General features: G+C 60.0%; 20 protein-coding genes. 15 read left to right on the forward strand and 5 right to left on the reverse strand.

Annotation, left to right across the window (positions count from 1 at the left end; translation table 11 throughout):
• Window positions 1-94 precede the first annotated feature (94 nt).
• Window positions 95-658 (forward strand): DinB family protein, encoded by a 564-nt coding sequence (locus PY649_RS20105; protein ID WP_285870399.1) that lies wholly within the window; start codon window positions 95-97, stop codon window positions 656-658.
• Here the strand turns inward: PY649_RS20105 and PY649_RS20110 are convergent.
• Genes PY649_RS20110 through PY649_RS20120 form a run of 3 tightly spaced genes read right to left on the reverse strand, consistent with a single transcriptional unit; the run spans window position 627 to window position 3639 of the window.
• Window positions 627-1559 (reverse strand): NAD-dependent epimerase/dehydratase family protein, encoded by a 933-nt coding sequence (locus PY649_RS20110; RefSeq protein ID WP_285870400.1) that lies wholly within the window; start codon window positions 1557-1559, stop codon window positions 627-629. The two genes, PY649_RS20105 and PY649_RS20110, sit on opposite strands and share 32 nt — an antisense overlap.
• On the reverse strand, window positions 1556-2419 hold the full coding sequence (locus tag PY649_RS20115) for a glycosyltransferase (protein ID WP_432761383.1): 864 nt from the start codon (window positions 2417-2419) through the stop codon (window positions 1556-1558). The genes PY649_RS20110 and PY649_RS20115 overlap by 4 nt, the downstream gene beginning before the upstream one ends.
• Window positions 2419-3639 (reverse strand): NAD-dependent epimerase/dehydratase family protein, encoded by a 1221-nt coding sequence (locus PY649_RS20120; RefSeq protein WP_285870402.1) that lies wholly within the window; start codon window positions 3637-3639, stop codon window positions 2419-2421. Before PY649_RS20120 ends, PY649_RS20115 begins: the two co-directional genes overlap by 1 nt.
• A gap of 137 nt (window positions 3640-3776) precedes the next feature.
• On the opposite strand from PY649_RS20120, the gene ybgC reads away from it, so the two are divergent.
• From ybgC to glmM, 12 genes are all read left to right on the forward strand, one after another.
• On the forward strand, window positions 3777-4229 hold the full coding sequence (gene ybgC / locus PY649_RS20125) for a tol-pal system-associated acyl-CoA thioesterase (RefSeq protein WP_285870403.1): 453 nt from the start codon (window positions 3777-3779) through the stop codon (window positions 4227-4229).
• Between the two features lie 473 nt (window positions 4230-4702).
• The gene (gene tolQ / locus PY649_RS20130) at window positions 4703-5431 is read left to right on the forward strand and encodes a protein TolQ (protein WP_120705292.1); all 729 of its coding nucleotides are present in this window, start codon (window positions 4703-4705) and stop codon (window positions 5429-5431) included.
• Between the two features lie 27 nt (window positions 5432-5458).
• A complete protein-coding gene (gene tolR, locus PY649_RS20135; RefSeq protein ID WP_285870405.1) occupies window positions 5459-5917 on the forward strand; it encodes a protein TolR in 459 nt (152 codons plus the stop codon).
• Window positions 5918-5927: 10 nt separating this feature from the next.
• Entirely contained in the window at window positions 5928-7265 is a 1338-nt protein-coding gene (locus PY649_RS20140; protein ID WP_285870406.1) for a hypothetical protein, read from the forward strand.
• Window positions 7265-7705: an energy transducer TonB gene (locus PY649_RS20145; RefSeq protein ID WP_285870407.1), complete on the forward strand. Its 441-nt coding sequence runs from the start codon at window positions 7265-7267 to the stop codon at window positions 7703-7705. The genes PY649_RS20140 and PY649_RS20145 overlap by 1 nt, the downstream gene beginning before the upstream one ends.
• 20 nt (window positions 7706-7725) lie before the next feature.
• A complete protein-coding gene (tolB, locus tag PY649_RS20150; RefSeq protein WP_285870408.1) occupies window positions 7726-9030 on the forward strand; it encodes a Tol-Pal system beta propeller repeat protein TolB in 1305 nt (434 codons plus the stop codon).
• Window positions 9031-9182: 152 nt separating this feature from the next.
• Complete coding sequence (gene pal / locus PY649_RS20155) at window positions 9183-9716, forward strand: peptidoglycan-associated lipoprotein Pal (RefSeq protein ID WP_285870409.1); 534 nt, start codon at window positions 9183-9185, stop codon at window positions 9714-9716.
• Between the two features lie 158 nt (window positions 9717-9874).
• Window positions 9875-10918 carry a tol-pal system protein YbgF gene (ybgF, locus tag PY649_RS20160; protein WP_285870410.1) on the forward strand — a complete coding sequence of 348 codons (1044 nt, stop codon included), beginning with the start codon at window positions 9875-9877 and terminating at the stop codon, window positions 10916-10918.
• Window positions 10919-10923: 5 nt separating this feature from the next.
• Complete coding sequence (gene tilS / locus PY649_RS20165) at window positions 10924-12252, forward strand: tRNA lysidine(34) synthetase TilS (RefSeq protein ID WP_349644435.1); 1329 nt, start codon at window positions 10924-10926, stop codon at window positions 12250-12252.
• Window positions 12253-12376: 124 nt separating this feature from the next.
• Window positions 12377-14320 carry an ATP-dependent zinc metalloprotease FtsH gene (gene ftsH, locus PY649_RS20170; protein ID WP_285870412.1) on the forward strand — a complete coding sequence of 648 codons (1944 nt, stop codon included), beginning with the start codon at window positions 12377-12379 and terminating at the stop codon, window positions 14318-14320.
• A 155-nt stretch (window positions 14321-14475) separates the two neighbouring features.
• Window positions 14476-14685 carry a GDCCVxC domain-containing (seleno)protein gene (locus PY649_RS20175; protein WP_285870502.1) on the forward strand — a complete coding sequence of 70 codons (210 nt, stop codon included), beginning with the start codon at window positions 14476-14478 and terminating at the stop codon, window positions 14683-14685.
• A 303-nt stretch (window positions 14686-14988) separates the two neighbouring features.
• On the forward strand, window positions 14989-16341 hold the full coding sequence (gene glmM, locus PY649_RS20180) for a phosphoglucosamine mutase (protein WP_285870414.1): 1353 nt from the start codon (window positions 14989-14991) through the stop codon (window positions 16339-16341).
• 85 nt (window positions 16342-16426) lie between these two features.
• On the opposite strand, the gene PY649_RS20185 is transcribed toward glmM, so the two are convergent.
• Window positions 16427-16981, reverse strand: a complete 555-nt coding sequence (locus PY649_RS20185) for an SH3 domain-containing protein (RefSeq protein WP_285870415.1) — start codon at window positions 16979-16981, stop codon at window positions 16427-16429.
• A gap of 319 nt (window positions 16982-17300) precedes the next feature.
• Here PY649_RS20185 and PY649_RS20190 point away from each other — a divergent pair, with 319 nt between their 5' ends.
• Together PY649_RS20190 and PY649_RS20195 are read left to right on the forward strand one after the other, a co-directional pair.
• The gene (locus tag PY649_RS20190; protein WP_285870417.1) at window positions 17301-18143 is read left to right on the forward strand and encodes an outer membrane protein; all 843 of its coding nucleotides are present in this window, start codon (window positions 17301-17303) and stop codon (window positions 18141-18143) included.
• A 251-nt stretch (window positions 18144-18394) separates the two neighbouring features.
• The gene (locus PY649_RS20195; protein ID WP_285870419.1) at window positions 18395-19216 is read left to right on the forward strand and encodes an outer membrane protein; all 822 of its coding nucleotides are present in this window, start codon (window positions 18395-18397) and stop codon (window positions 19214-19216) included.
• A gap of 9 nt (window positions 19217-19225) precedes the next feature.
• Here the strand turns inward: PY649_RS20195 and PY649_RS20200 are convergent, their stop codons facing one another.
• Complete coding sequence (locus PY649_RS20200) at window positions 19226-20020, reverse strand: glycosyltransferase family 25 protein (protein ID WP_285870420.1); 795 nt, start codon at window positions 20018-20020, stop codon at window positions 19226-19228.
• Window positions 20021-20181 lie beyond the last annotated feature (161 nt).

A 20181-nucleotide genomic window follows, 5' to 3' on the forward strand; every position in this document is an offset into this window, starting at 1 on the left:
GGCGATGCCGAAGGTCGAAAGCCTGCGGCTACAGCGCGCCATCTGGTTTGGCGGGACGGCGATTTCGATAAAGCCTAGAGGAGGGGAATGCGACATGTCCGCTTTTGATCCAATCCGCGTGTTTCGCAAGCTCGCTTACAATAACGCCTTGGCGAATACCCGATTGCATCGGGCCTGTGCGGCATTAGAGCCCGGCGAGTTCGAGGCTAGGCGCGTGTGTTTCTTTCCGTCGATCAAATCGACGCTCAATCATATCCTGACCGTCGACTGGTTCTACGTCGACGCGCTGGAAGGCGGTGCGCTCGGTCTCAAGGCTTTCGACATCGAGGAGCCGTTCGACGCGCTGGATGCATTGTCGGTGGAGCAAAACAAAGTCGATCGACGGCTCGTAACCCTATGTGAAAACTTGAATCCTGAGGCCCTGGTGCGGGTGATCGATCTTCACCGCGGCAATCGCATCCAGAGGGAACGGGCGGAGGATGTGTTAAGCCATCTTTTCCAGCACCAGACCCATCATCGGGGGCAGGTGCATGCCATGCTCTCCGGCAGCAGCGTTGCGCCGCCGCAGCTGGACGAATTCATCGTTGCCGACGATGCCCGGTTCCGAGGCGAGGAATTGGCGGCGCTCAGTTGGGACGAGACGATGCTGATGCGCTGAAGGCTGCAGGCGGCTTCGGCATCGTTTTCGCCAATCTCACGATAGTCTCTTCCAACAACACCGCGCCGCCGCCGTGCCAACCGAGAGCACGAATTTTCGACGTATCCATCGCGCTGACCATGCCTTGCGGGACGGGTGAGGGCAGGGGATGTGGGCAGCCGGTTACCCGCTGCAGGTGCTCAAGGATATCATGGGTGTCGGTGAGCACATCGGAGAGATTGAACGCCTCGCCGCTGATGCGGCTTGTCTCGGTCTCCAGAATCAGCCGGACGGCGCGGCCGACGTCGCGGCCATGGACCTCGGTTCCGGCGCGCGCGAGAACCGGCTTGCCGGCAAGGTAATCCGCGAAAACTTCTTCCCATTTGTTCGGACAGAGATCGCCGTAGACGCCAGTAGCTCGTAGGCTCGCCGTTGCGAAACCGGGCGCGGAAAGGGAGAAGAGGGCGTGTTCGGCATCGCGCTTCACCTCGCCATAGAGCGTATTCGGCGTCGGCGTCGTCTTTTCCGTCAGCGTCTCGCCGGCCAGCCGGTCGCCATAGACGGCGCGCGACGAGAGAAAGATGCAGCGGCGGATGCCGGCACGTTTCGCAGTCTCGAACAGCTTTACGGTGCCATCCACATTGAGCCGGCGAAAGCTCTGAGGATCATCGCCTTCGCCGCCGCGATATTTTCCGGGGATATGCGCGAAAGCCGCGTGCACGAAGAAATAGGCGTCGTCGAAGGCGTCGCTCTGGTCTTCGGAGGGGTCGAGGCGACATGGCACGAAAGTGATAGGTTGCGAGAAGAGGCCGGGCAGCGGTGCGTTGCGACCGCCGACGGCAACTTGATATCCGGCAGACAGCAGTTCCTCGACGATATAGCGGCCGACGAGACCCGTACCGCCCGATACCAGGACTTTCATGCTGCCACTTTCGGATTGGCGAACGCGGCAATCTCAGGCACGTCACGCCCATCGTGGAAACGGTGCCACAGATCGATCAGCGGTTTCAGTTCGCTGGCCTTGGGATGATTCTTCTCCCAAGGCTTTTCGTATTGGTAATGCAGGATCGAAATGCTGTTCCAGTCCCAAAGCTCGGGCATCGTGAACCATACATATTGCAGCATATTCATATAGACGGGCAGGCCGTGCCAATCCGGGAAGAATGTCTCGAGAAAGGTCTGGTCGGTGCGCCGCCAGAAAACGCCCGGACGATCTAGCCGCTTCAACATGTCCTTGAAGGTCGCAAGTGACGGGTGGGCAACGAAGACACCCGAATTCATTCGATGAAAATCCGCCAGACTTTCGTAGACGTTGGGTGCGGCGGAAAATTCCGGATAGTCGAATAGCTTGTCGACATTCCTCAGCACCAGGGCATCGGCATCGATGAACACGCAGGTTTCGTAGTCGATGAGCTGCCAGAGCCTGAGCTTGCAGAAATTGTCGAGCGGCGAGTGAAAGGACGGCTTGCGGCCTTTGGTGAAGGGAGCGTTGGCGTGGAGATTGCCGCGCGCATGCCGCTCGTTGAATTCATCGGAAAGGGTCAGATGCTCCACGGCCACCAGCCGGCAACCGAGCGCTTCCAGCGGTACAAGATCGCTTTCGTCAACGCCTGCGGTATGCAGCACGACCGTATCCGCCTTGGTGCCGCTGCGCGAAATCGAACGCGCCAACGCCACCGCGCCCATGGCGTAGTCGGCGTTGGTGACCAGCGTGACAAAGGCTTGCCGCGCCCGCGGGCTGGAGCGCGGTCGCACCCCCTGCAGAATTTCGCTTCCGAACATCATGAGACCGACTTCAATCGCTTGCCTTCCGGATCATGATTCACCGTCGCTGCGAGATCCTTGGTCCAAGCGGAAATGGCCGGGACGCGCGAGCGGTCGACGCGGTAGGCATATTTCTTGGCGACATCGACGATTTCGCTCAGGAGACCCGCTTGGAGCGTGATCGGCTCCAGGCCGAGATTGAGGAACTTGTCGTTCTTGACGATCAGGTCGTTTTCCGGCGCTTCCTTGCGCGGGTTGGGCAGCCGAACGATTTCCGCACCACTCAACTTGGCGATCATCTCGGCAAGATCGCGGATACGATGCGTCTCGGTCATCTGGTTGAAGATCTCGACACGAGCATTGCGCGGCGGAGGGTTCTTCAAGGCCAACTCGATGCAGCGCACCGAATCCTGGATGTGAATGAAGGCGCGGGTCTGGCCGCCGGTGCCGTGCACGGTCAGGGGATAGCCGATCGCCGCCTGGATGAGGAAGCGGTTGAGCACGGTGCCGTAATCGCCGTCATAGTCGAAACGGTTGATCAATTGTTCGTGACGGCGGGTCTGTTCGGTATGCGTGCCCCAGACGATGCCCTGGTGCAGGTCGGTGATCCTGAGGCCGTCGTTCTTGGCGTAGAACTGGAAGAGAAGCTGATCCAGGCACTTGGTCATATGGTAGATCGAGCCCGGATTGGCCGGATAGAGGATATCCTGGCTGACGGTTTGCCCGTCGGCGGTCTCGATGCCGACAGCCAGATAGCCTTCCGGAATGGCCGCGCCGACGGTCGAATAGCCATAGACACCCATGGTGCCGAGATGCACGAGATGAGCATCGAGATTGAGCTCAACCAGCGCGTTCAGGAGATTATGCGTGGCGCTGACGTTGTTGTTGACCGTGTAGTTCTTGTGACGGTCGCTCTTCATCGAATAGGGGGCGGCGCGCTGTTCGGCGAAGTGTACGATGGCGTCCGGGCGATGCTCGGCGAGCCACTTCTTCAGAAGCTCATAGTCTTTTGCGAGATCGATGAGGTTGAAATGGATGCGGCGACCGGTTTCGGCGTGCCAGATGCGCGTGCGTTCCTGGATCGAATCCATCGGTGTCAGCGATTGCACGCCGAGTTCGGTGTCGATCCATCGGCGTGAGAGATTGTCGAGGATATGGACCTCATGACCGGCATCGGAGAGATGCAGCGAGGTTGGCCAACCAATGAAACCGTCGCCGCCCATAACCGCTATTTTCATGAAATCAAATCCTTCTGCGTCGATCGCTATCCGGCACCATTCCGGATAGTCAGTATTTATGACAATTGTTCAAAAGCTTGCTTGATGGCGGAACTTCGGCCAAAGAGGTCCCCAGATTTTTTGGAGATGCGGCGAAGATGAACAGTCCCTTTCTGATTGCCGGGGAACTGGAAGCCGGTGGCCACCGGCTGGTGCAGCGAGTCTATTACGAGGATACGGATTTTTCCGGCCTCGTCTATCATGCGCGCTACCTCCACTTCCTCGAACGCGGTCGTACGGACTATCTGCGTTGCCTCGGTGTGGAACAGCGCGAACTGCTGAATGCCGACGAGGAAGGGCTGGTCTTTGTCGTTCACCGCATGGAGATCGATTTCAAGGGACCGGCGCGGATGGACGACGTGCTGACGATTCGTACGACGACCGAGAAGGCCGGCGGCGCCAAGATGGTGCTTTCCCAGGAAATCAGGCGCGACGACACGCTGCTGATCGCGGCCAAGGTCATCATTGCCGTGATCAATGCCAAGGGAAAACCGCGGCGGTTGCCGGAGAAATTGGCAGCCCAGATGTTGGTGGCGTCGACAGCGCCCTAGTTCTGCGAATTTGCGGCGTCTTATCCGCTGCTGTGGCTCGGCCTGAAGGTAAGATATCCCATCTCGCGTTCGTGATTGCTTGCGGTCCTGGGAGACGATGTTTCGCCCGCACAAAAGCCTGCTTGCTAAAACTTGAGTTTTGTGAGAAGGAATTTACGCGCAAGATTCGTTTTGTGCCCGCCGCCGGTTTTGTCCGGCCAATTCTTCCCGGGAGACAGAATAGGTTTCCTCACTGTCAAATCTCTTATGCTCTGGCACTAACATTCTTTTAACCATAATAGTGTCTTACTGCCGTCGTCGGAGTTTGTGCGGTGCACGCCTTCCTTTGACCAAATTTGACGGCAAGAAGGCAGTTGTAGAGCTTGGAAAAGCTTGACCAGGGCGTTCAGCGGCGGCTGCCAAACAAATCTTGTGAGATCACTTTGTGCCGCCCGGTCTAGCGCCGGGCGTTTGGATTCGGGGATTTTGGATCAATGGATACGACAACAACAGCACTGGCAGCGGTCGCCACACCGGACATCACACTCTGGTCGCTCTTCATGCAGGCAGGCCTCGTGGTTAAGGTCGTCATGCTCGGTCTGCTCGCAGCATCCGTCTGGACCTGGGCGATCGTCATCGACAAGTATCTGAGCTATGCCCGCGCTCGCCGGCAGTTCGATCACTTCGAGCAGGTCTTCTGGTCTGGCCAGTCGCTCGAGGAACTTTATCGCACGCTCTCGGAACGGACCAATACGGGTCTCAGCGCCATCTTCGTCGCCGCGATGCGCGAATGGAAGAAATCGTTTGAGCGCGGCGCACGCTCGCCGATCGGCCTGCAGATGCGTATCGACCGCGCCATGGACGTCACGCTCGCGCGTGAGTCGGAACATCTGGTCGCTCGTCTCGGCTCGCTCGCGACCATCGGTTCGGCCGGCCCGTTCATCGGTCTGTTCGGCACCGTCGTCGGTATCATGACCTCGTTCCAGGCCATCGCCGGCTCGAAGTCGACCAATCTGGCAGTCGTAGCGCCTGGTATCGCGGAGGCACTGCTCGCAACCGCGATCGGCCTCGTCGCCGCTATCCCGGCGGTTATCGCCTACAACAAGTTCTCGGCCGATGCCGGCAAGCTGTCGGCGCGCATGGAAGGATTTGCGGACGAATTCTCCGCCATCCTGTCGCGTCAGATCGACGAAAAGCTGCAGCCGCGTCAGGCTGCCCAGTAAAGCGCAGACGGAACCGGAGTAACGCACATGGCAATGTCTGTTGGAGGCAATAGTGGTGGCGGTGCCCGCCGGGGCGGCCGCCGCGGTGGCCGCCGGGGCGGCCCGATCGCCGACATCAACGTAACGCCGCTGGTTGACGTCATGCTCGTGCTGCTGATCATCTTCATGGTGGCGGCACCGATGATGACCTCGGGAGTACCGATCGACCTGCCGCAGACCCAGGCAGGTGCGCTGAACGCCCAGACGCAGCCGATCACCATTTCCATCAAGCAGGACGGCCAGGTTTTCCTGCAGGAAACGCAGATCGAAGCGGCCGATATTGCCGCCAAGCTGCAGGCGATCGCCACGACCGGTTACAGCGAACGCATTTTCGTGCGTGGCGACGGCAAGGCGCCCTATGGCGTGATCGCCGACGTCATGTCGCGCATTCAGGAGGCCGGCTACAAGAACATCGGCCTGGTTACCCAGCAGATAACGGATCACTGACGGTTCGATTATGAAGCGGAGCATCGCGACATCTGCGGTCATTCACATCCTGGTGCTGATCGGTGCCATGTTGACACTGAGTGCGCCTGCGCCGCTGGAGACGCCTGAAAGCACGGCCATGGATGTGGATATCGTCCCTGCTGAGCAGCTTCAGCAGGGCGAAAAGAGTGCGCCCGTGACCGATCATGCCGCGCACAAGCAGACGACGAAGCAGACGCAAGTCGCAAATGCCCAGAATGTCGGCGACAACAATGTCGATCTGAAGAACCCCGCCGTGCCGACGCAGCGTCCGCAAGATGAGAACGCTACGGCTGCGCCTAAGAAATCCGCCGTGCCGGTGCCGCAGAACGATCCGCGGCCGAACGACGTCAAGACGATCGAGCAGCAGGATACGGAGGCCGCTCCGAAGGAGGTGGCTGCCATTCCGCAGCAAAAGCCGGATGTGACGCCCACCCCGACGCCTACACCCCCCACCCCGCAAAAGACGGAGCCGACCCCGCAGAAGAGCGAGGTCACGCCTACGCCGACCCCAACACCGCCGACGCCGACTGCGCAAAAAGCTGATCCGAAGCCGGTGACGGAAAACCCGACCGAGCAGGCTGCACAGCCACCAGCGGACAAAGTTCCCGTTCCCGACGTGAAGCCGCAACCTCAGCAGCCGCCGAAGGTTGTTGAGGCGAAGCCCGACCCGAAACCGGAGCAGAAGCCCACGACGAAGCCTCAACAGGTGGCGGACGCAAAGCCGCCGGTTAAGCCTACGGACAAGACGACCACCCAGAGCACGAGCAAGACCACATCGTCCGATAACGGGCAGGGCGACAGCGACAAGAGTCGCAAGACCGCGAAAGGTTCCAACAACGACGGTGATTTCAACGAGGGTGAAATCGCTGCGATGTTGAACAAAACCTCTTCGGCCGGCGGCGCCAAGCGGTCCAGCCAGTCGGCATCCGCCGGCGCGCAGACGCAGGTCGCGTCGCTTGGGGGCAGCAGGTCGCTCGGCGGCGGCAAGCTTAGTCAGAGCCAAAAGGACGGTCTGCGGGACCTGATTGCCAAGAACTGGAATGTCCTTCCTGGCCTGGAGGGGGCGAGCGATGTGAAGATCAAAGTTCGTATTCGCCTCGACAAGTCGGGCCAGATTATCGGTGAACCGGAAGCGGTCGCCATCGGCGGGCCGGCTCCCACACAGGAAGCTTTGAGAGGGGCTGCAGAGCGTGCCGTGCGACGAAGCCAGGCCGATTTTCAGAAAGAAGTAGACGCCGGGAAACTGTTGCCGCCCGATAAATATGGCGGCGCCGATGGTTGGAACGAACTGGTGTTGAACTTCGATGCAAGCGACTTGGGGCTGTGATGCGGGCAGTGCAGCTTTCAACGAACCACTGTCTCCGTTTCGGCCTGCCCGTGCTTGCGGCCCTGCGGACGATGCTGGCAGGTTCCGTGTCTGCCCAGCCCACGAAGGCCGCTGACGTACATCAGCTTGAACGTGCGGCCGAGGAAAGCATTCGCGAGAAGGTCGCGGAGAACTGGAACCCGATGCCGGGTCTGTCTGGCATGAAGAACGTCCATGTTCAAATCCGCCTCAGGCTCGACCGTGGCGGGCAGATCGTGGGAGAGCCAGAAGTCACGACAAGGGGCGGCCCTAAAGAGACACAGATTGCTGTTGCGACAAGCGCTACGCGCGCCGTCGTGAAGGCGGCACCTTTCAAGACCCTGCCGCAGACTCAATTCGACAATGAAACTAGCTCGGTCGAAGTCATCCTAAACTTCACACCGGGCGACATGGCGCTTTAATGCTGAAAGGCTTGGCACATATGATCAGAAAATCCCTCGTTCGTCTCCTGCTAGTGCTGGCAGGCCTGACGGCAGCCCTCGCCACTCCGGCCTATGCTGTGGTTGAACTCAATATCAACAAGGGCAATGTCCAGCCCATGCCGATCGCCATCACCGACCTTCTGTCGAATGATGGCCTGGGTGCCCAGGTTTCGGGCGTCATAGCTGCCGATCTGCAGCGGTCCGGCCTGTTCGCGCCGGTCAACAAGCAGGCATTTATCGAGAAAATCAGCAATCCCGATTCGACGCCGCGCTTCCAGGACTGGACGGCGATCAACGCACAGGCGCTGGTGACCGGTCGGGTGACGCAGGAGGGCGGCCGCCTTCGCGCCGAGTTCCGGCTGTGGGACACCTATGGGAACCAGCAGATGGTCGGCCAGCAGTTCTATGCGCAGCCGGACAACTGGCGCCGCGTCGCCCACATCATCGCCGACGCGATCTATGAGAAGATCACCGGTGAAAAGGGCTATTTCGATACGCGCGTCGTCTTCGTCGCCGAAAGCGGGCCGAAGACGGCCCGCAAGACGCAGCTTGGCATCATGGACCAGGATGGCTTCAACGCGCGCATGCTGACGGATGGCAGCGATCTCGTGCTGACGCCGCGCTTCTCGCCGAACCGGCAGGAGGTCACCTACATGTCCTTTGCCAACCAGCAGCCGCGCGTCTACCTGCTGCAGCTTCAGACGGGCCAGCGTGAGCTCGTCGGCAACTTCCCCGGCATGACCTTCTCGCCGCGTTTCTCGCCGGATGGCCAGCGGGTGATCATGAGCTTGCAGCAGGAAGGCAACGCCAACATCTATACGATGGACCTGCGCTCGCGCACGACGACCCGCCTGACGTCGACGGCGGCAATCGACACCTCGCCGTCCTATTCGCCCGACGGCACGCAGATTGCCTTCGAAAGCGACCGCGGCGGCAAGCAGCAGATCTACGTGATGAATGCTGATGGCTCCAACCAGCACCGCATCTCCTTCGGCGACGGCTCCTATTCGACGCCGGTCTGGTCGCCCCGCGGCGATCTGATTGCCTTCACCAAACAGTCCGGTCAGACCTTCTCGATCGGCGTGATGAAGACGGATGGCTCGGGCGAGCGCCTTCTGACCTCGGGTTTCCACAATGAAGGCCCGACCTGGGCGCCGAACGGCCGCGTCATCATGTTCTTCCGCGAACCGCAGGGGTCCAGTGGTCCGCAGCTCTATTCGATCGATCTGACGGGCTACAACGAGCAGAAGATCCCGACCCCGGGCTTCGCCTCGGATCCGGCCTGGTCGCCGCTTCTCGAGTAGAGTGGGGCGCGTCACTTTATCGCCGCAAAGTCCTGTGAGTGGACCACTTCGGGACAACTTTAGGACACTATTAACCATATTTGTTGGAATCGGATTAACCGAACCCGGTTACAGTCTGGCAACCCTGATAAAGACTTAAGGAGAGACCGGCAATGAGCCGCATCGCAACCCCGGCCGTTGGCCATATGCAAAACCTCGCTCGCAACCCGATCATGATCGCGCTTTTCGTCGGCCTTTCGCTGGCCGGCTGCGCCTCCAAGAAGGGCTTGCCGAACGATGCCAACGGCCTTGGCCTCAACGGTGCCGGTAATGCCGCTCCTGGCTCGCCGCAGGACTTTACGGTCAACGTCGGCGACCGCATTTTCTTCGATACCGATAGCTCGTCGATCCGTGCCGACGCCGCCCAGACGCTCCAGCGTCAGGCCCAGTGGCTCGCCCGCTACCCGAACTACTCGATCACAGTCGAAGGCCATGCCGACGAACGTGGTACGCGCGAATACAACCTGGCTCTCGGTGCCCGTCGTGCTGCCGCCACCAAGGATTATCTCGCTTCGCGCGGCGTTCCGGCTCAGCGCATGAAGACGATCTCCTACGGCAAGGAACGTCCGGTCGCGACTTGCGACGATATTTCCTGCTGGTCGCAGAACCGTCGCGCCGTTACGGTGCTCAACGGCGCCGGTTCCTGATAGGGCAAATCGGGTCAAAATGTACAAAGGCGGTCCTCGTGGCCGCCTTTACTTTTTTGACCACACTTTGGCCGAACTCAATTGCTTTTTGAGATCAATTGTAAAAATCTCCTGTTCGTGCCCAGGGCGCGAAGAATCAATGGGACAGGATGATCCAAATGAGAAGACTTGTCGTGGCGAGCTTGCTTTGTCTCGCCGCTGTCGCTGGTAGTGAGCGTGACGCCTCTGCCTTATCGCTTTTCGGAGTTCACCTCGGTGGGCGCGGCACGTCGGAACAGCCTGTTCCGAACAACGCGGTTCTCCAGGGGCAGGGACAGTCCGGGCAAGCACCTGTCATCAACGTCCAAAACAGCGATGCCGAAGTCCGTTTGCAGCAGCTTGAAGACCAGATGCGCCAGTTGAACGGCCGCGTCGAAGAAATGAGCTATCAATTGCTGCAGATGCAGGAGCAGATCCGCAAGACCCAAGAGGACAATGAATTCCGCTTCCAGCAGCTTGAAAAGCGCGGTGGAGGCGGCAGCAGCGGTGCGGCGGGCGCCGGCGCCGCTCCAATGAAGAAGAGCGAAGCGGATGTCCCGGCCCAGAGTGCGGGTGGCGGTCAGCAACAGGACGACATCGCCGGCGTCATCAGCGATTCGCAAGGCGGCGACGCACCGGGTCCCGCGCCGCAGAGCGGTGGTCCCGGTAAGCCGCCGACCCAGCTTGGCTCGATCCAGTTCGATCCGAGCGGCAAACAGGTCGGCTCGACGGCGACACGTGCCAATAATGGTGCGGGCGCTCCGCCCGCCGCAGGGGCCGGAACACAGACGGCCTCGCTCGGCAACGAAGGCGATCAGTATAAGGCGGCCTATGGCCATGTCCTGTCCGGCGACTATGGTGTCGCCGAGCAGGAGTTCCGCCAGTACATCGACAGCTATCCGAACAGCGCCCGGGCGGCTGACGCCAATTTCTGGCTTGGTGAAGCGCTTTATTCGCAAGGCAAATACAATGATGCGGCCAAGACTTTCCTGAACGCGCATCAGAAATACGGCACCTCCGAAAAGGCGCCCGAAATGCTCTTGAAGCTTGGCATGTCGCTCGCCGCGCTCGACAACAAGGACACGGCCTGCGCGACGCTGCGCGAAGTGAACAAGCGCTATCCGAAGGCTTCCAAGGCCGTTACCAACAAGGTCGCCAGTGAACAGAAGCGCCTTGCCTGCTGATTCCTATGTCCGGTGATGCTGTGACCGGTGCTGCCACAGCCCAAATGCCAGATACTGCTGCGGCCGATTTCATTCATTCCCTTTTCAAGCCTGCCCATATTCTGGTCGCCATTTCGGGCGGCAGCGATTCCACCGGTCTCCTGGCCGCTCTTGCCGAACAGCTGAAATCCTTCCCGAATTCCGAGATTGCCCTTTCTGCGGCGACCATAGATCACGGCTTGCGGACAGAGTCCGCCGAGGAAGCGCGCGACGTCGCCGCTCTCTGTGCAAGGCTTGGCGTGCCCCATATCGTTCGTCGCTGGGAGGGTGAGAAGCCGAAGAGCGGTATCATGGCTGCTGCCCGTGAGGCGCGTTATGGGCTGCTCGCCGATATAGCGGTCGAAATCTCTGCCAATGTCGTCGTCACCGCGCACACGCTCGATGACCAGCATGAGACGCTGGCGATGCGCGCTGCGCGTCTCAGCGAAGGTGAGGGCGGAGCCGGCACCGGCATTGCCGACGCGATGCTTTTCGATCGGCGCCTGTGGATCGTCCGGCCGTTTCTCGCCTGCCGACGGGCAGATATTCGCGCCTATCTTACGCAGCGCGGCATGTCCTGGTTGGACGATCCGAGCAATGAGGATATCCGCTACGAGCGTGTGCGCACACGAAAGCGCCTGGCGCAGGAGGATGGCGCGTCGTTCTCCGTGGCCAATAGTGGCGGTGTGGCTCGCGCGGCGCTCTCGGCGAAAGCTGCTGCTTGGCTGGACAGACATGTGGTTGTCCATGCGGACGTCCTCTGCGTCATCAGCCGGGATGCGCTGACCGTCGATGAGGCCGTGCTCTCCTACGCGCTGTCCAACCTTGCCGCCGTATTTGGCGGTGAACCCTACGGGCCGGGCCGCGAGCGGATGCGCCATATCCTGGATTTCATCGGCGAGGACAAGCCGGGGCGGCGCACGGCGGGGGGAGTGGTCTTCGACCTGCGCTGGGATGGGCTCTATCTCATGCGCGAAAGCCGCGACATCCAGCCGCTTGTGCTTGCGTCGGGAGCTGATGGTGTTTGGGATGGCCGCTTCCGCATCGTCAATCACGGCCCGACCGCCGTCCGTATCGAAGCGGCAGGCGCAAGCGGTACAGCGAAGTTTCCGGAAGGGTTGCCGAAAGGTGCCGTACAGCGGGCACGGGCGGTTTTGCCGCGGGTCTTCGTCTGCGGTGACGGGAACAGCGCGTCAGTCGCGATTGCGCCTTATGTCGCGCCTTTCGACCGCTTTTTGACACGATTCGACCTCACATTCGCCGATCGCTTGGCGGCTTGCTTTGGCCGTGAACCCTATACGCCGCCGCCGCTTTGAGACTTATTGACGGAAAAAGCGCGTGGCGATGCGGTTTGCCTTGGCAAGGGCTTGGCGCAACCCTATGTTAGGGATCAAGTAATGCCGCCGTTCGACGGCGGAAGTTTCAGTGCTGGGGAGTTCGATGAACCCTAATTTTCGTAATTTCGCTCTGTGGGCAATCATAGCTTTGCTATTGATTGCTCTGTTCAGCATGTTCCAGAACGCGCCGGCACAAACAGGCTCCAGAGAAATTCCATACTCGCAATTCCTCCGTGAAGTTGATTCCGGCCGGGTCCGTGACGTGACCGTCACCGGCAATCGCGTGGTCGGCAGCTATGTCGAAAATGGAACACCCTTCCAGACCTATGCCCCGGTCGTGGACGACAGCCTGCTTGAGCGCCTGCAAAACAAGAACGTCAACATTGTCGGCCGTCCGGAATCGGATGGGTCCTCGAGCTTCCTGAGCTATCTCGGCACGCTGCTGCCGATGCTCCTGATCCTTGGTGTCTGGCTGTTCTTCATGCGGCAGATGCAAGGTGGCTCGCGCGGTGCGATGGGCTTTGGCAAGTCCAAAGCCAAGCTTTTGACGGAGGCGCATGGTCGCGTCACCTTCGATGACGTCGCTGGTGTCGACGAAGCCAAGCAGGATCTGGAAGAAATCGTTGAATTCCTGCGTGATCCGCAGAAGTTCCAGCGTCTTGGCGGCCGTATCCCGCGTGGCGTGCTGCTCGTCGGCCCTCCCGGTACCGGTAAGACGCTTCTGGCGCGCGCCATTGCCGGCGAAGCCAATGTGCCGTTCTTCACCATTTCTGGTTCCGACTTCGTTGAAATGTTCGTCGGTGTCGGCGCCAGCCGCGTCCGCGATATGTTCGAACAAGCCAAGAAGAATGCGCCCTGCATCATCTTCATCGACGAAATCGACGCCGTCGGCCGCCATCGTGGCGCCGGTCTTGGCGGCGGTAACGATGAACGCGAGCAGACGCTGAACCAGTTGCTGGTCGAGATGGATGGTTTCGAAGCCAATGAGGGCATCATCCTCATCGCGGCGACCAACCGCCCTGACGTTCTCGACCCGGCGCTGCTGCGTCCCGGCCGCTTCGACCGCCAAGTCGTCGTGCCGAACCCGGATATTGTCGGCCGCGAGCGCATCCTGAAAGTCCACGCCCGCAACGTTCCGCTTGCTCCGAACGTCGACTTGAAGACTCTTGCCCGCGGTACGCCCGGCTTCTCCGGCGCGGACTTGATGAACCTTGTCAACGAAGCCGCTCTGATGGCTGCGCGCCGCAACAAGCGCCTAGTCACCATGCAGGAGTTCGAGGACGCCAAGGACAAGATCATGATGGGCGCCGAGCGCCGTTCTTCGGCGATGACCGAAGCGGAAAAGAAGCTCACGGCCTATCACGAAGCCGGTCACGCTATCACGGCGCTCAATGTTGCCGTTGCCGATCCGCTGCACAAGGCGACCATCATTCCGCGCGGTCGTGCGCTCGGTATGGTCATGCAACTTCCCGAGGGCGACCGCTACTCGATGAGCTACAAGTGGATGGTGTCGCGCCTCTGCATCATGATGGGCGGCCGCGTTGCGGAAGAACTGACCTTTGGCAAGGAGAACATCACCTCCGGCGCGTCCTCGGATATCGAGCAGGCAACCAAGCTTGCCCGCGCCATGGTCACGCAGTGGGGCTTCTCCGATGAGCTCGGCCAGGTTGCCTATGGTGAAAACCAGCAGGAGGTCTTCCTCGGTCACTCCGTCTCGCAGTCGAAGAATGTTTCTGAGGCGACCGCGCAGAAGATCGACAACGAAGTCCGCCGTCTCATCGATCAGGCTTACAAACAGGCCATGGACATTATCACCACCAAACACGACGAGTTCGTAGCACTGGCCGAAGGCCTGCTCGAATACGAAACGCTGACCGGTGAAGAGATCAAGGCGCTGATTCGCGGCGAAAAGCCTGCGCGCGATCTCGGCGACGATACGCCTCCCAGCCGCGGCTCGGCAGTGCCGAAGACCGGCGCCAAGAAGGACGGCTCATTGGGCACCAAGGGTGACGAACCCGAAGGCGGCTTCGAACCGCAACCGCGTTGACCCGCGGGGCTGATTGAACATGTGAACGAAAAGGCCGGTTCTCCTTTGAGTAGGGAATCGGCCTTTTCTTGATGATTGAGGGTAACGAGTGGAGGCCGGTCGTGTCGCCGGAGTTGCCCTACTGACGATCGGAGATCTCAGTGCGTGAAGCATCCGTGATCCTCAGTTCAACAATTACCTGTCCGATCTGCCGCTTCCAGGCGACGGAAACGATGCCAATCGACGCCTGCCAATACTCCTATGAATGCAAGGGCTGCGGTGCCACCCTTCGGCCGAAGGCCGGCGATTGCTGCGTGTTCTGCTCATACGGAACCGTCCCTTGCCCGCCGATCCAGACTCTGGGCAGGAGAGACGGTTGCTGTTGATCGGAACGAGCGCAAGTATAAGGATGTGAGGATGGTTAGAGTTTCCAACTGCCGCCGTACCAGCGGCGACTGCATTTACGCCGATAGACTAGGAGGCTGGTCCGTTTCATTGGGGGATCGGCCTTTTTTAGTGCTTATTAACGGTAACGCGTTGTAATACGCTTTCTTGGTAATTTAAGTGCCGAGATTTGCAATCTATGGCATGAGCCTCAAGCATCGATGTTCGCGCCGCCCCTGGAATTCAGGGTAGGTGAACGGGATGCCGCAGTCCCTCAAAGGGACGCCGCAATCACGGGAGTGCATATGAAACGTCGCTATTTCGGAACGGACGGAATCCGCGGTCAATCCAACATTTATCCGATGACGCCGGATCTCGCCATGCGCGTGGGCATCGCCGCCGGCACGATCTTCCATCGGGGCAGTCATCGCCATCGAGTGGTCATCGGCAAGGATACGCGTCTCTCCGGCTATATGTTGGAAAACGCCATGGTGGCGGGGTTCACCGCAGCCGGTGTCGATGCGTTCGTTCTCGGCCCGATCCCGACGCCCGCTGTCGCGATGCTGACGCGGTCGCTTCGCGCGGACATAGGCGTGATGATCTCCGCTTCGCATAATCCTTACGAAGACAATGGCATCAAGCTTTTCGGCCCCGACGGCTACAAGCTCTCCGACGATCTCGAAACGAAGATCGAGGACCTGCTGGAAAGGGACATGACGGCGCATCTTGCCAAGTCCGAGAATATCGGCCGCGCCAAGCGCGTCGATGGCGTGCATGACCGCTATATTGAACATGCCAAGCGTACGTTGCCGCGCGATGTCACGCTGCAGGGCCTGCGTATCGCCATCGACTGCGCCAATGGCGCCGCCTACAAGGTCGCGCCTGCGGTGCTGTGGGAACTCGGTGCTGATGTCGTCACCATCGGCAACGAGCCGAACGGCACCAATATCAATCTCAATTGCGGCTCCACCAGCCCGGTCGCGCTGCAGAAGAAGGTTGACGAGGTGCGTGCCGATATCGGCATTGCGCTCGACGGTGATGCAGATCGCGTCATCATCGTCGACGAAACCGGCACGATCATTGATGGCGATCAACTGATGGCCGTCATTGCCGAGAGCTGGGCCGAGAGCCAGATGCTGCGTGGCAATGGCATCGTCGCCACCGTCATGTCCAATCTCGGACTGGAGCGTTTCCTCGAAGACAAGGGCATGGCGCTTGCCCGCACCGCGGTGGGCGACCGTTATGTCGTCGAGCATATGCGTCAGCACAATTACAATGTCGGCGGCGAGCAGTCCGGCCATATCGTGCTCTCCGACTACGGCACGACCGGCGACGGTCTCGTGGCCGCGCTGCAGATCCTGGCTGCGGTCAAGCGCACCGGCAAGCCGGTCAGCGAAGTCTGCCGCCGTTTCGAGCCGGTGCCGCAACTGCTGCGCAATGTCCGCATTTCCGGCGGCAAGCCGTTGGAAGATATTCAAGTGCGCAAGGCGATCGCCGATGCCGAAAATGAGCTGGCCCGCAACGGCCGCCTGGTCATTCGCCCTTCTGGGACCGAGCCGCTCATTCGTGTCATGGCGGAAGGCGACGATCGCGGCCAGATCGAACGCATCGTCGGCGGTCTGATCGATGTGATCTCGAACGTGCGCAACGCTGCCTGATCAGGGCTTCCGGCCATCAGAATATTGATAGGAGATTCGTGGCTGCCTCGTCGAGGCGGCCACATCGCATGGTGCCGTGCGAAGATCACTGAAACATTTCGCCAGGATAGGCGCCCCAGAGCGAGTTCTGCCTGATATAGCCGCTGGCAGAATGCTTCTGTACCGAGACGCTACACCAGATGCCGGCGCAGGAACGCAACGACAGCAGAACGCCGGGTTGCAGTTCAGCGATGAGTGCGGCCGTCGTTTCTGGACTACCGCGCAGCATTGCGTTTGTCTTCAGCCACGGCGCGACAACAGCCGTACGCAACCCTGAAAGAAGTGCGCTGTGCATCCACCCGGTGGTGCCGACGTCATCGCGCACCTGTCGCCAATGGCCATATTCGTCGATGATCTCCAGCGGCAGGCCGGGTTTCATATAGATCCATTTGGTGGGATAGATCGTTGATGGTCCGGCGCGCATACGCGCCTTATGCGCTTTCAGGGACACAAAACGAGGGATCGGCAGCCCAGTTTCCCGCCCCTTGTTCCAGCTCGTTGCCGCAACGGGCTGTATCGGCATCGGCCCGGCGAGGGCGGCGGTGGTCAGAAAGATGAGCGCGAGGCAAAGGCCGGCACCCAGATTGCGAAAGCAAGTCAATGACTTCCTCCATATTTTACGCCCCGGCTACGGTCATCGTAACGACCTGATTATTGCCAATTGGTTTAAAAGCTTCGGACGGCTTGGCTTTGGGGTTCCTCGGTTCCTGCGAAGCGGAGAGCCGAATAGGTCAAGATATTCCTTTCTGCAATCTTAGTTTTATGAATTGCTAATGTACAAAACAAGTATATCCTGCAACGAAATAGAGTAAATATTTGTAGTTAAGCGGGTTTTAACCATTACCATTCATTATCCACGTCATGTCTTTCGATTGGCAGGCGTTTGTCGTGCCAATGGCAATAAATTTGGAGCCAAAGTCATGATGAAAACTTTGATTGGGGCCGCTGCAGCTTTGCTCGTCGGCACATCCGCTTTTTCAGCCGATCTCTATACGCCGCCACCGGCGGCACCTGAAGTGGTCAGCCAATCGAGCGGCTGGTATCTGCGCGGCGATGTCGGTTACGTTTTCTCCGATCTGCGCGGCGCCAATTATTTCCAAGGCTCTAACTCCAACCTGCATGATTTCGATAGCGCCAGCCTCGACAACACTTGGTCGCTCGGCGGCGGTGTCGGTTACCAGGTCAATAACTACCTGCGCACGGACGTGACGCTGGACTACCTCTTCAAGTCTGATTTCCATGGCTCCACGAGCGGCGATTGCGGCGGCTGCGGCCCGGGCTTTACGGCGGTACCTGCGACCTCTCACGACGTGGCTTCGCTGACGGCCTACAGCTTGCTCGCGAACGCCTATGTCGATATCGGTACCTACGGCATCTTCACGCCTTATGTGGGCGGCGGTCTCGGCGGCACCTACGTCAAATGGGACAATCTGAAGAACACCTCTTGCTCCGACGCCAATCCGGGTTCCTGCGACGAGACCGTCACGCATAACGGCCGAGGCAGCTGGCGCTTCACCTACGCGCTGATGGCCGGTACATCGATCGACCTCTCGTGCAATCTCAAGGCCGACGTCGGCTATCGCTACCGCCATATCGAAGGCGGCGACATGTTCGGCTTTGCGGAAAACGGCGGTCCCGGCTACGACAAGGGCCTCAACCTGCACGAAGCCCGCATCGGCGCGCGCTACACTTTCGGCGGCTGCCAGACTGCCAGCTACATGCCGCCGGCCGAGATCCCGCCCCAACCTGCGGTCTACAAATAAGCATTCTTACGTCCAAGCCATTGAAAAGCCGTCCGGTTCGTCCGGGCGGCTTTTTTCTTTTTTGCTGTCGCCGTTAAGCAATTCAGCCGCGTCTTAAATCTTCATTAACCATGAATTCCCTATGGTTAATGAAATGACAATGGCTGCGACCCGGCCCGGTCTCTCCGCTTGGAGGGCCGGAACGGTGGATACGACAAGGGCTGGCCGGCTTGGAATGCGGGCACCTGCCCGAGGTTGGAAGGCGAGGGGTAATGATCCGTTTCGACGCTTTGGCGCTGGCCGCGATGATGGCGAGCGTGTTTGCGGGCACTGCTTTTGCAGCCGATCTGCCGCCGGAAATCAAGATGCCCGAAGTCAGCGTCAAGAATGCCCAGGGGTGGTACGTGCGCGGAGATGTCGGCTACGCGATCAACGCCAGCCACGATGATACGACCTTCCGCACCCACGATCCCGCCAGCGGAGATTACGGCTCCGGGCGTTTCGATTCCGACCGTTTCAGCGGCGATTTTTCGGGTAGCCTCGGTGTCGGTTATCAGTTCAATGACCTCATCCGTGCCGATCTCACCGGCGACTACTTCAGCGGCGATTTCGATGGTCGCACGGCGAGCGCTTCGCCTTGCTCCGGCGGCGCAGGTTGCTCCACCAAGGTGCGCTCCTCTTTCAAAGCCGGCAGTCTGATGGTGAACGGCTATGTCGATCTCGGCACGCTCGCGGGCTTCACGCCCTATGTCGGTGCCGGCATCGGTGCGACCAGGGTCTCCTGGAGCAGCGTCAATGCCATCGGCTCCTGCGTCGACGGTATCTCCGGCTGCGGCGGTGCCGCTTCGGTCAGCGCACGTTATCCCGGCGACAGCGACTGGCGCATGACTTACGCCTTGATGGCGGGTGTCGCCTATGAGGTGGCACCGAATGTGAAGCTGGATCTTGGCTATCGCTTCTCGCATATCGCCGGGGGCGACATGTTCGGCTATTCCACTACGGATACGGCGGCAGGCGCCGGCGGCACGATGGGTCGCGACGGAGCCCTGTCGCGACACGAGATTCGTATCGGTTTGCGAATCACCACCTGGTAGAATTGCTGCCTACGACGTCGTCAGCACGTAGGCGATGCGGCGAAAGAAATCCAGGGTGCGGAAGAGGTGCGCGGGAATGCGCCGCCATTCGGGTGATTTCGCGGCGCGATAGTCGCGACGCCAACCGATCATCGTCGTCCTCTGCAGCGGGCTGAAGCCAACGACGTTGTTGCGCGTGGTGAAGATGGATGTGCGCGTCTCCCAGCCGCGTTCGATGGCGACATCCCAGGGCAGGGACATGACTGCGAGCGACTTGACGATCTTTTCCGCGCCGCTGCGTGTCACCAGATAGCAAGCCGTCGAGCCCTGCGGGCCGAAGAGGCAGCGGCCGATCACGTCCCCCATGCGACTGCTCGTCGCGGCGCGGAAGCCGCCCCAGCGATGATTGACCAGCTTGATGATCTCGGCGTTCGGGGCGGCTTCCTTTGCCGCCATGGCGCGATCAAGAAAATCGCCGTCCAGCGCGACATCGTCTTCGATGATGACAGCCGATTCGCCGCCGTCGGCCAGAAATTGACGCAGCGCCATCAGGTGGCTGCGATAGCAACCATATTCACCGGGAAGGATGACCCTGCCGTGCCGGCGCCGGAAACGATCGTGATCGACGTCGATCCATTGCGACTGCGGCAAAAGAGTGCCATCGACGCCCTCGACGCGCTCGATCCTTATGCCAAATTGATTACTCTGGCGCTGGATTTCCGCCAATCTGTCCGTCGCTCGACCAATGTTGATGAGATAGACGGGCAGCGGCTGCACGGGCACGCTGAGGCTCTGTGAAAGTGCGGCTTGGTACATAAAAGACATTTGAAAGACATTGTTCTTTATTTGTCGGCGCCGACCATTCAACGCCCGTAACATATGGTGGGTGTCTGCGAAGATGCCAGCTTTTGTGTGGCTAACGTAACGCGATTGTGCGGTGCGAAGCTTATCCACCGGCATCATTGCTGCACGAATTCGTGAGCGCT

Origin of the sequence: Rhizobium mayense (genome assembly GCF_030272705.1) — a bacterium.
Lineage (GTDB): Bacteria > Pseudomonadota > Alphaproteobacteria > Rhizobiales > Rhizobiaceae > Rhizobium > Rhizobium mayense.

Coding starts and splice junctions, on each gene's coding strand:
- PY649_RS20110 (WP_285870400.1), bottom strand. CDS start 1,559: ATGAAAGTCCTGGTATCGGGCGGTACGGGTCTCGTCGGCCGCTATATC.
- tolQ (WP_120705292.1), top strand. CDS start 4,703: ATGGATACGACAACAACAGCACTGGCAGCGGTCGCCACACCGGACATC.
- tolB (WP_285870408.1), top strand. CDS start 7,726: ATGATCAGAAAATCCCTCGTTCGTCTCCTGCTAGTGCTGGCAGGCCTG.
- ybgF (WP_285870410.1), top strand. CDS start 9,875: ATGAGAAGACTTGTCGTGGCGAGCTTGCTTTGTCTCGCCGCTGTCGCT.
- PY649_RS20105 (WP_285870399.1), top strand. CDS start 95: ATGTCCGCTTTTGATCCAATCCGCGTGTTTCGCAAGCTCGCTTACAAT.
- tolR (WP_285870405.1), top strand. CDS start 5,459: ATGGCAATGTCTGTTGGAGGCAATAGTGGTGGCGGTGCCCGCCGGGGC.
- PY649_RS20115 (WP_432761383.1), bottom strand. CDS start 2,419: ATGTTCGGAAGCGAAATTCTGCAGGGGGTGCGACCGCGCTCCAGCCCG.
- PY649_RS20120 (WP_285870402.1), bottom strand. CDS start 3,639: ATGAAAATAGCGGTTATGGGCGGCGACGGTTTCATTGGTTGGCCAACC.
- PY649_RS20140 (WP_285870406.1), top strand. CDS start 5,928: ATGAAGCGGAGCATCGCGACATCTGCGGTCATTCACATCCTGGTGCTG.
- ybgC (WP_285870403.1), top strand. CDS start 3,777: ATGAACAGTCCCTTTCTGATTGCCGGGGAACTGGAAGCCGGTGGCCAC.
- tilS (WP_349644435.1), top strand. CDS start 10,924: ATGTCCGGTGATGCTGTGACCGGTGCTGCCACAGCCCAAATGCCAGAT.
- glmM (WP_285870414.1), top strand. CDS start 14,989: ATGAAACGTCGCTATTTCGGAACGGACGGAATCCGCGGTCAATCCAAC.
- PY649_RS20195 (WP_285870419.1), top strand. CDS start 18,395: ATGATCCGTTTCGACGCTTTGGCGCTGGCCGCGATGATGGCGAGCGTG.
- ftsH (WP_285870412.1), top strand. CDS start 12,377: ATGAACCCTAATTTTCGTAATTTCGCTCTGTGGGCAATCATAGCTTTG.
- pal (WP_285870409.1), top strand. CDS start 9,183: ATGAGCCGCATCGCAACCCCGGCCGTTGGCCATATGCAAAACCTCGCT.
- PY649_RS20145 (WP_285870407.1), top strand. CDS start 7,265: ATGCGGGCAGTGCAGCTTTCAACGAACCACTGTCTCCGTTTCGGCCTG.
- PY649_RS20190 (WP_285870417.1), top strand. CDS start 17,301: ATGATGAAAACTTTGATTGGGGCCGCTGCAGCTTTGCTCGTCGGCACA.
- PY649_RS20200 (WP_285870420.1), bottom strand. CDS start 20,020: ATGTCTTTTATGTACCAAGCCGCACTTTCACAGAGCCTCAGCGTGCCC.